The organism is Streptosporangium sp. H16 (assembly GCF_051918855.1).
In the GTDB taxonomy this organism is placed as follows: domain Bacteria; phylum Actinomycetota; class Actinomycetes; order Streptosporangiales; family Streptosporangiaceae; genus Streptosporangium.
Map to the genome: position 1 here is coordinate 1 of NZ_JBPXMD010000074.1, position 10,174 is coordinate 10,174.

Annotated in this window: 6 protein-coding genes and 1 pseudogene; 3 read left to right on the forward strand and 4 right to left on the reverse strand. The window is 62.2% G+C overall.

Annotated features, from left to right (window positions below):
- Both ACTOQ2_RS43275 and ACTOQ2_RS43280 read left to right on the forward strand, forming a co-directional pair.
- Window positions 1–203, forward strand: a pseudogene (locus ACTOQ2_RS43275) (hypothetical protein); the annotation flags it as partial.
- A 1,067-nt stretch (window positions 204–1,270) separates the two neighbouring features.
- Window positions 1,271–2,611: an aspartyl protease family protein gene (locus ACTOQ2_RS43280; RefSeq protein ID WP_440107759.1), complete on the forward strand. Its 1,341-nt coding sequence runs from the start codon at window positions 1,271–1,273 to the stop codon at window positions 2,609–2,611.
- Window positions 2,612–4,818: 2,207 nt separating this feature from the next.
- Here the strand turns inward: ACTOQ2_RS43280 and ACTOQ2_RS43285 are convergent.
- Together ACTOQ2_RS43285 and ACTOQ2_RS43290 are read right to left on the reverse strand one after the other, a co-directional pair.
- Window positions 4,819–5,442, reverse strand: a complete 624-nt coding sequence (locus tag ACTOQ2_RS43285) for a DUF6461 domain-containing protein (RefSeq protein ID WP_440107761.1) — start codon at window positions 5,440–5,442, stop codon at window positions 4,819–4,821.
- A 511-nt stretch (window positions 5,443–5,953) separates the two neighbouring features.
- Window positions 5,954–6,928, reverse strand: coding sequence for a DUF732 domain-containing protein (locus ACTOQ2_RS43290; RefSeq protein ID WP_440107763.1), 975 nt, complete (start codon window positions 6,926–6,928; stop codon window positions 5,954–5,956).
- Window positions 6,929–7,321: 393 nt separating this feature from the next.
- On the opposite strand from ACTOQ2_RS43290, the gene ACTOQ2_RS43295 reads away from it, so the two are divergent.
- Window positions 7,322–7,528 (forward strand): transposase, encoded by a 207-nt coding sequence (locus tag ACTOQ2_RS43295; protein ID WP_440107765.1) that lies wholly within the window; start codon window positions 7,322–7,324, stop codon window positions 7,526–7,528.
- A gap of 93 nt (window positions 7,529–7,621) precedes the next feature.
- Here the strand turns inward: ACTOQ2_RS43295 and ACTOQ2_RS43300 are convergent, their stop codons facing one another.
- Entirely contained in the window at window positions 7,622–7,990 is a 369-nt protein-coding gene (locus ACTOQ2_RS43300) for a hypothetical protein (protein WP_440107767.1), read from the reverse strand.
- A 1,784-nt stretch (window positions 7,991–9,774) separates the two neighbouring features.
- Window positions 9,775–10,008: a hypothetical protein gene (locus tag ACTOQ2_RS43305; RefSeq protein ID WP_440107769.1), complete on the reverse strand. Its 234-nt coding sequence runs from the start codon at window positions 10,006–10,008 to the stop codon at window positions 9,775–9,777.
- Between the last annotated feature and the right edge of the window lie 166 nt (window positions 10,009–10,174).

Below are 10,174 nucleotides of genomic sequence, written 5' to 3' on the forward strand. Positions count from 1 at the left end.
TCAAGTCCGGTTCGGCGGGAGGCCGAGCGGAAAAGGATCAGCCCCGGCTGACACCTCGTCGCTCGGCCGACCCATCCTCCTGGCTCTTCGGCTACCGGCGCCTGTCACCCCGCTACGAGCGTCACCCCTACGCCTACCTGGCCTTTCTCACCCTCGCCGCAGCCATGACCTGCCATAAGCGACATCTCAAACTCACCATGTAGGACACGGTCTAAGTCCCAGGCTCCATGAGCACGGGCAGGAGTTCGTGACCGTACCTCTGATGGGCGTGAGCGGGGAGCACGACCCGCGACACGGGCAAGGTCAGCGAGGCATCACAGCCCGTACACGCGAATACGATCATGCACCCTCCCGGATCAGGGTACTCAGTTCATCTTGGCTCAAAGCCAATCTCGAGAGAGTCGCTCGACGCCGGTTCAACGAAAGGCCACGCCGTATCTCACCACGGGCGAGGAATGCTGTGCGGCGGCGGCCCTGGTCGTACAGGAACGTGAATTCTGCGAAGGGTCAGAGACCTGGAGATCAATCGGTATCGATCGCCTGCACCTGTACGGCTGCCGCTTCTGTGAAGCCGAGAAGAGCGCGGCGCGCTTTCCGGCCTCGACGGTGAAAGGGGGCGTGGCTCGTTCGTTACCGACCATGATCGGTGCCGGGTGTGCGCGTCGGCTGCCGCATCCCGTGGTCTCTCGACGGCCGCCGACGCGGCCGTGACACGACCATGACACGGCACGGACGCGGCGTGGACACGGCTCGGAGACAGTGGGTGGCGTCGACGGGCGAGCCGCGGGCCGGTCACCGAGGGTGCGGCGAGACCCGGCGGCGTGTCGTGAGTGTTGTCGATCAGAAACGACCAGGCCGTGGGGAAGGGCCTTGAGCCGGTCTTGACCCGAACTGTTCACCGCGGACGAGAACGTGGACGGGACGCCGTGCCCGGGCAGGCCGTATGTCCGGGCAAGCCTCCGAGCAGGCCGTATGTCCGGGCGAGCCGGAGGTGGACCGCGGCACGGTGGCCGTACCGGTTGGCTGGTCGAAGCCGGACGGATCGGCCGTCCAGGCGGTCCCGGCCCGGAGCGCGGCCACCGATCCAGGGTCGCCCGGATGGGGCCGATGCGGTGCGGCCCGGGTGGGCCCGGCGACTCGGCGTCGTCCTCGTCAAGCGGGGCGAGCTGAACCGGCCGGGTCAAGTAGGGCGAGGTGGACCGGCCGGAGCCGCTGTGCCCGTCCGCCGGGCGGAACGTCACGGTGAAGGTGATCACGAATAGGAGAAGGCATGACTGATGACAGGCAATGGGGCCGGCGTTCGCTGTTGCGGGGTGCCGCCGTGCTGGCCGGTGCGGCCGCGACGGTGCCGCTGCTCGACAAGGCGGCCACGGCGGTGGCCGGCGTCGGTGACACGGACATGTTGTTCAAGGCCGGTGGCGGTGACGCGGACGCGTTGTTCAAGGCCGGGAGGTTCGAGCAGGCCGGTCGCGCGTACGAGGAGATCCTGAGAAAGGACCCCGGGAACGTGCACGCGGCTCGCCAGCGCGGCTACGTGGGGCTGCTGGCAAACCGGTTCCCCGACGCCGAGAGGTATCTCAAGATAGCCGTCGAGCTGGCACCCGGAGACAAGCAGGCCAACCGGCTCCTGGCCGACTGCTACATCCGGCAGGACAAGCTCTCCCTTTCGGCACCGCACTGGCGAGTCGCCGGCGAGGAGACCTACGCCAAATGGTTCGCGGCGTTCTCCGGCAAGCCGTACCAGGTCCACGGCGACACCGCGCAGCTGCCCTGGAAGCAGATGGACCCGGAGCCGCTGGTGGAGGCCTCGGTCAACGGCGGATCGACGAAGCGCTTCACGTTCTACACCGGCGCCCCGTCGCTGCAGGTGTCGGCGAAGGTGGCCAAGGAGGCCGGTCTGAGCCCCGTCGTCAGCGAGAAGATGGATTTCCTGGACGGCGTCGTATGGGCACACTACGGGGTTCTGGACTCGTTCAGGCTGGGCGGCATCGAACTGCGCAACGTCCCCGTGAGCTGGTCGACGACGGAGTCGGGCGGAGAGGTCAGCACCGACAACGACGGCATGATCGGCATGTGGGTCTTCTACCACCTGCTGACCACCTTCGACTACGCGGGCCGGCAGCTGATCCTGCGGCGTCGGACCCCCGAAACGGCCGGTAAGGCGCGCGCCGCCGCCAAACGGGCAGGTGCCGATCCCTTGCCGATGTGGATGGCCCGCGAGCACGGGCTCCACAGCAGGGGCAGCATCGCCGGTGCCGCCGGCTCCGGCACAGGGGTGGTGGGCGTGCTCTTCGGCGGACACAGCGAGGTCGCCGGAATCGTGAAAAAGGAAACGGCCAAGCAGTTGCAGGTCCGCGTCGACCGCGACCGCCCGGTCGAGACGTTTGCCGGCAGTCACCCGGCCGTCGCCTACCCCTGCTACCCGAAGGAGATGCGCCTCGGCGACGTCGCCGCCGACGACATCTACTGCTTCACGAACCCGGACGCGCCGCTCGCCCCCGACGGGTTCGACGTGCCGGCCGTCTTCTTCCACAGCTTCCACAAGCCCAACACCATCACCCTCGACTTCACCGACATGAAGCTCTACGTCGCCCGCGGGCAGGCCGCCTGACCATCGCGACCGCAGGGGCGTCGCGGGAGCCGGACCCGTAAAGGAGCCCGTCACCTCCGATGACAGGGCGTTCGCCGGTGCTGTGAGCGGAAACGTCGGCCGAGTCGGCGGCCAGGCTCGGATGTGAGAGGGCGTTCGCCTCGGTGGATGCCCTCTCACTGCGGATCCGGGCGCCTTCACGGGGCCGATTGGTCGGCATCTCAGGACGGCAGACATCGGTTGGTCGGCATCTCAGGGCGACGGGCCTCGGCGTTGCGCCGGCGTGGGCAGGTGTGCGGAGCCCGGATGCGGACAGGGGAGTCGGACCTGGGGCCAGCCTGGGGGAGCCGGCGATCCTGGACTGTCGCGGCGGCCCGAAGCGCCCCTCCGGTGGTCCTCGCCGGGCGGCGACGGCGGCGACGGCGGCGAAGGTGACGACCTGGCCGTCGGCTTAGAGAGCGGCGCAGGCATATTTGGTTCGGCTCAAGGTGTCGTTGGTCATCCGGCTTGGGCTGCCTCCGACAATGCGCGTGCCAGGCGTCTGCCTATGCCCGCGCCCCCGCAGTAAAGCGCTCCTATCGCCTCACCATCGACTTCGGCTCCAACAGCCTCGATAACAGTCAAAGAGCCTAGACAGGCACCTGACGGCAATCCGACCATTAGAAGTGCACGCGCAGCTGAGCAGCTGACACGAAAGGAGCCAGCCCCGTACGGCAGTAGAAACAGAAGGCCCGGAATGTACCGGGAACCTTCTCTGACGCTGCTCGGCTCAGCACTCCTTGGCACCCTGGCGATGGGACTTCCCGACAACATCGCAGGCCACCTCGACCAATCTCAGCGCTATGCTGCAGCACTCGGTAACCGCAACAGCCAAAGTCTCCCAGCCGAGAATACTCGGCGGTGTGGAGCTCGGCGGCTACTGCAAGTCAGTCGGATACTGGGGAGTCGTACTCATGCAACACAACGCCTACGGGTGGAAGTGCCACAAAGCATCCGAACGCGTGGGCATAGATATGGTTCGAGCGTGCAAGTGGCAGCACAACAACCCGCACGCGCTCGCTGCGCATCGGAGTAGGTCCGACCCGTATTCCTGGTACTGCTTCCTGAACTAGCCTTTCGCGTTGGAAGACCCTTACGATCGGAGGCGTGAGAAAAAGGCCCTCCACAGCAAACCTACGAAAGGCGCTGCCGTGCATCGATCTTCGTCGGAGGCGAACCCATGGAGGGCATACCGCGTGTTACTTTGATCGGCCTAGCACTACTGGCTGTAGTCAGCGTACCGCTGGCACCAGCCGATACGTCATCAGCGTCAAACTCCCCGCAGGCTTTGCCGGTCAGCTCGGGTTGCCTCGAACAGCCGTGTGTCTGTGCATGTCTCAGCGAGAAAGGCGGATTCCTGAGATGTTACCGATATCAAGGCCGACCAAACTTGCACATGGCGTGCATGCATGAACAGCGGCGATTCCTTCGAGAATGTATGCGTAGATGTTCTCAGACGACGCCTGCGAGTTGTCCTGACTAGTGACTCGTGGGCCTCAGCTGTACCTGAGAAGAAAGACACCAGGAATGGTGAAGATACGACAAGTGTAGCTGTTCAGCAAGATGCGCGATACCGAAACAAATTCAAGGAGGCAAGCGAGAAGGGCCCGGCTATATACGGAGGTCAACCTCATGCACATGCACGGCGTTCCGGAAACACGGCATCTGATCGCGACCCTAAAGAGAGCACTGCTCATCATCGCCCTGGGGCCGCTCCCGCTGATGGGGCTCTCAACCCATGCCCAGGCGAACGCAAAGGACGATGATCTTCCCGGAGACTGGAGCGGTACCTGCACGAAGGTCGCAACAGGGTCCACCTGGGATGCTCACATGACTATTCGCCACGACGATACGTTTAGCTGGACGAGTAAATTCCCGGCGACGGAAGGTGAACCGGGTTGGACTGTCAGTGTCACCGGCAGGGTCGACCGTACGTCTGGGCACCTCATCCCACAACCTGACGGCAGGATCGACACCTACCACTTGGTAGACAGCAGGCACATGGTCGTTAATCCAGCCCATGGGATGTCACAATGCTCGCTCACACGATACTGAGGCTTTTTCATCCTGATGGCCCGGTGCGGCAGGCCCGCGGAGAACACTGCCCCCGTGAAACCTGCAGGAGCGTGCAGCGAAGTGATCCACCGTCCGCCTGCCAACCCGCGGGGTCTGCAGACGATGGATCCTGCTCACCTCGATCCGGGAACGACTCCGCACAGATAGGTGGACTCCTCCAGCAGTTGCGCCGTCATCGTGATCCCGGTGAGGCGCTCGGCCAACAGGAACGCCGGCCCTTTGTGGGGGGCGGCGATCGAGTAGACGGGAGAGTCGATCCGCTCCAGGATCTCTGCGAGTTCGTCCGGCATCTCCTCTGAGTAGCTTTCGTGGGGCCTGGCCACGAATCGGATCTTCCCGTCTTCGGTCCGGTGGGAATAGCCTTCGTCGTGCGCGAACTCGAACCGGATCTTCCTGTCGTCGATCCAGTAGAAGTAGTCCATGTCATCGACGTCGAGGTAGAAGTGGGAGACGAGACGGGTGCCCGCTGACAGCGGCATGATGATCTCTTCGGTGACGCCGAGCCCGCCGTTGGCCTCGACGAGGAACACCCAGTCTCCAACGGCGACGGCACCGAAAGTTTGCCACCGGATCAGCCCATCAAGCGTCACGCGAGAGCAGTCTTCAACCCGGACGCCGAGCCGGATCACCACTTCCTCAAGCGTCAGGCCGCGGACGTAGGTGAAGCCGTAGGCATCCGCCAGGCCGGGGAAGCGCTCGGGGGAGAACCAGGAGTAGTCGTCAGGAGTCGCGATCATCCCGTCATGCTTGCAGCGCCCACCGACACAATAAGAGCCATTTCATCCTGAGGAGCGGCCTTCTTTCACGAGCTGCAGCCTTGCTGCCGATGGGTGGGAGCAGGACCTGTCTTGGCTCTGCGAACTCGATCTCGGAGGCTTCAACTGGGGCCACACTGGGAGCCAGTTCTACGTCGAGGTCACCTACCGCACGCAGATAATCGAGGTGTCATTGGGCTTTTGGGCCAAGCCTACCGATGCTGGCTGGATCGTCGCGGGACCGTCCACGCTCTCGTAGGACACACGAAAGAGCAGCACGAGCATCCTGCCCCGTCCTACGCTTGCCCCGTGACCTGCAACTTCAGGTTGGAAAAGGCTGATTGGAGGTGGGGTAAGCAACAGCGCTTAAAATAGTTCGCTGTATCTTCCTCGCCTCGTGCGCTCGCGGCCTGCGATCTCGCCGCTTGGACTCTACTGCTGGACGATGTCGCAGGAATTGCGCTCGTGTGTCCACCTTTCCCGTACGAATGCATCAGTTATTACCGTACGCGCGAATTGCGGCGTTGACGAACGCTGCAATATGGTTGTCGTATACGCCAAACTCTCGCACGACTTGGTAGACGGCTTGCCCGTCGGCAGGAGCCCCATCTTCAAACACCAGATTGACGACCTTGTGTGCGACGTTGATGGCTTGATCGTCAGGGGCAACTATGCCTGCGTTGTGGATTTCGTTGAGGAACTGCCTGTCTTCGTCTGGACGGGCGTTTGGGCGCGTGTCTTGCGGGGTGGTGTTGGGCGTGTATGCGTTGATTGCTGCGTAAACGAATGCCGGAACATGGTGGTCGTATACGCCGAAGTCTTGTACGACGTTGTAGGCGTGATTGGCGACCTTGCGTGCGACGTTGATGGCTTGATCGTCAGGGGCAACTATGCCTGCGTTGCGGATCTCGTTGAGAAACTGCCTGTCTTGCGGGGTGGTGTTGGGCGTGTATGCGTTGATTGCTGCGTAAACGAATACCGGAACATGGTGGTCGTATACGCCGAAGTCTTGTACGACGTTGTAGGCGTGATTGGCGACCTTGCGTGCGACGTTGATGGCTTGATCGTCAGGGGCGACTATGCCGGCGTTGCGGATCTCGTTGAGAAACTGCCTGTCTTCGTCTGGGTATGCTAACCAAAGGCTGCTTTCGGTTCTGTATGCATGGACTACCGCTTGCACACGAATTTTTTGAAAATGTCTTCCAGTGCCGGGACTGAGCTGAACCTGCTGGACATCCGGGCGGCCGATTTCCCTGTTTAAGGCCGAGAAAGAGGGATGGCGCCTGGAATTCGTGGTGAATTTTTCTGATATCACAGCCTCTCCGCTGTTGATCTCACGGATCTCGCTTGAAAGCGGTGTTTCAATGCTTGAATGAGTGTTTGGAAATGGAGAAGGATCGCCAAATGTGATTGGCGACGTACTTGTGACGATTAAAGCGATGACGACGGAAATCCTCTTGGTGTTCATGTGGATACCCTTTATTCAAGCGGCAACATTCTTCGTTAAATGCCGATCGACTTTTCGGGCAATACGGCTTTAGTCGTTGTAGATTCCCGGTCAGAGGTGATGAATTGCCGCCCGAGGTGGTGCAAGCCACCTAAGCTCCAACCGGCAACTTTACTGAATAACGGTTGACGAACCAGTCGGTCGGCCTCTTCTATCGATTCGATACGACTCGGATCGCGACTCGCAAGAGCCTCCAGGTAGATCTTTTTATTTTAGCCTGCGACTTGTTTTCAAAATAAATATTTGTGATTGGTTAAGTGTCAAAAAGTGGTTAAGTGCATGCTTGAGAGGTGATCGTTGGACCGTCCTGCCAGGTGGGTAGGGGTGAGGCCGACACGAGAGTAGTTTTACCCCTTGGATCTGACCGCTCAGCAGTGGGCGTTGATCGGGCACCTGCTTCCCGCCCCGCACTGGGACGGCCGCCCGGACAAGCACCCACGACGGAAGGTCGTGGACGCGATCATGTACGTGGCGCGTACCCGCTGTGCCTGGCGGCAGTTGCGAGCCGTCGGCGTAGGCCGACCACGCCGCCGCGGCGATCGTGGCCCGCGCCTCGTATAGGCCCGGCGCACCCTCCTCGGCCATCAGCCCTCTCCACCACAGATGGCGGCCGACGCCTCCCTGGTGCCCTCACGCACGACCTGTAGCCCGTCCTCACCCATGGGGCGCCTGCTCGGCGGCGAGCTGATCGGCCGCCTCCTGGCGTAGCCGGCGCAGCTGCTCGACGTGCTCGGCGCGGACGTTGGCCAGTTGGCCGGTCAGGTCCTCGCGGACTGCGGTGTATGAGCGAACCGGGTCGATATCACCGGACTCAGCCCTGATCGACAGTGACCGTTCGTAGGCTCCGGGAGCATGTCCCCTCCTCCTGAGAACCCCACTCCGCCGATGCTTACCCATCACCTCGCGGTCGCCCGAGCGGCCGGGTTCGTAGATGTCGACGAACGGGTAGCAGTGGCCGACGACGCCGACCAGTAGGTGAGCGGCGGTCACGCTCGCGGTCGAGCGGGAGTCGAACCACGCCACTTCTGCCCAAGCCTGCTCCGGAGTCCACACCCGCAGGCAAAACCCAGGGGCCTCGCACGCCGGGATGCCAGGAGCGAGGGCCAGCCGGGAATCGGCGCCAGGGAGGCGGGCCGCACGCCGGGCGGTGTCGCGCCGAGCTGGCTTCCACTCGTAGGAGCTGGCGGCCGCCGTCCTTGCCCGGTCCTCACACTCTCGTCACCCGGTCGCCTCGATTCCAGGCGACGACGGCGTGAGCGACCTTGGCGGCTCGTTCGGCCGAGCGCATTCAGGCCCTCGTCCACCAGGCGGGCGCGCCGCCTCCGCGTGGATGGCCCGGCGTGTTTGCGGCTGGTAACACGGACCCGACGGAGGGCCTACCTAGCAGATGTGGTCAATGGAAGATTTCGGTGACCTGGACCCTTAACCGCAAAGACTAGGACGTCCGGTCTTTACTCTCAATCCAGCTCCGTACCCAGCAAACCACTCGTCTGTGTACTGCCCTTCCGGCTGAGGGTAGTCACAACTATTCTCCCTTTTAACACCTTCTTTGTAGCCCTCGCCGTATGTTGTGCACTCCCCTTTCCGACACTGGGGATTTGGTAGATATCGGGTGATTTTAACGAATGCTACCTGCGAAGAATCTCGCGCTTCTGAAGATGCTGCAGGTGGAATTACGAGCGCGATTATAAGCGCCGAGCTGAAGAGCATCAAACCTCGGATGCCATGCATGGCGACCTTCTCTCCTGATTAAATACCTTGGCGATCAGGTGATAGTTGGGCACTAACCCTGACGCCTCGATAGGCGTCATACCCATCCAGCAGGCGTCGTCCCCCGAAGGGAGTCCCAACCCCAAAGTAGATCGATTTTGCAGCTCAGCGAGGATCCGGGGCGCCCGTGTTGGGATCCGTGTTCTTGAAAGCGGAGACGAATCCGCCAGCCTGCTACCGGACCTCTACGTCACGGCTCCACCTCCGTTCTGCTGGGCGCACGAAAGATCGAGGCTGAGAGCTGTTCCCGCGTTCCTCGACCCCGAAGTCCGAACATTCGCCGACATGCCAATGCTACATTCCCCAGCATATCCGATGTATTCATATTACATACTAATATGTTATGCAATGAGATTTTACCCGGCGCCGGGAGACCCGGTCGGTTCGCGCAATTATTGTGGGGCATGTTCAGCCGTATCGGCGTATCTCGGAGAACCAAAACCGGCGCTCTCATTCAAATCCGTTTCAGGGAGTGATCACTGATGCTCAAGTGCTGCTTCTCACCGCAGCCTTGGCAGAACAATCACACGGCGCTTGCCAGAATGGCACTAGGCGGTAACGTCCGCACCTGCAAAGGAGACGCGCATGCATAAAAAGCGCTTAATCTTCCTAGGCCCAGCGCTCATCGCCACTCTTATATTCGGGGTGACCGAGTCATCTCAAGCCTCTGTCGTTACAGCTTCAGGGAACACTGTGACCAGTGTCAGAGGTACCGAAATCGTAAACGCACTCGCGCCGCCGGTCTGCAAACGAATGGGACGACGCCTAGCCCGCACGTGTACAGCGGGTTACAACGAGGGATATAACCTCGGTGCACAGTGCAGCCATCGACGCTATGGGTTCCGCCCTAGCCGTTCCGACAGGGCATACAACATCGGATTCCGCGCAGGGAACGCAGTCGGCCGGTCCACCTGCTAGTTCTCGCAACTGATCATGTCGAGCCCGGCAGTCTCTCCGAGCACGCCCTGACTCGCGCCGCCGGAAACACTGACGCCCCCGCCCTCGGGCGGGGGCGTCAGCCGTACCGAGCCAGAGCGTCACTGGACGTCGCCGGTGTCCTCAACCCTGATGCCGCGCACGCCCGGCTGCTTGGTCTGCTCCTCGCCGACCTCGGCTATGTCGCGCACCGCTACGCCGGGCCCGATGCCCAGGGTGCGTTCGTCGACGTCCTGGTGCACCTGTACCACGATCACGGCGCCTGGTTGAACGGCCTTCTCGACCAGGGCGTCGACCTGGCGTGGGCTACCTCGTGGGTGCCGATCACCGCTCAACTGATCGCCTCCTGGCTCGGTCTGCCGGACACCCTGCCGGTCATCGACGTCTCGGGCCCCTTTGAGGGAGCCCGCGGCGGCATCTCCACTAGTGCTCCGTTCCTTTTTGAGTGGCAAGATTAGACGTACTATCAGGGCCCAGTAGGTCTTGATAGGCGGTGAGGCA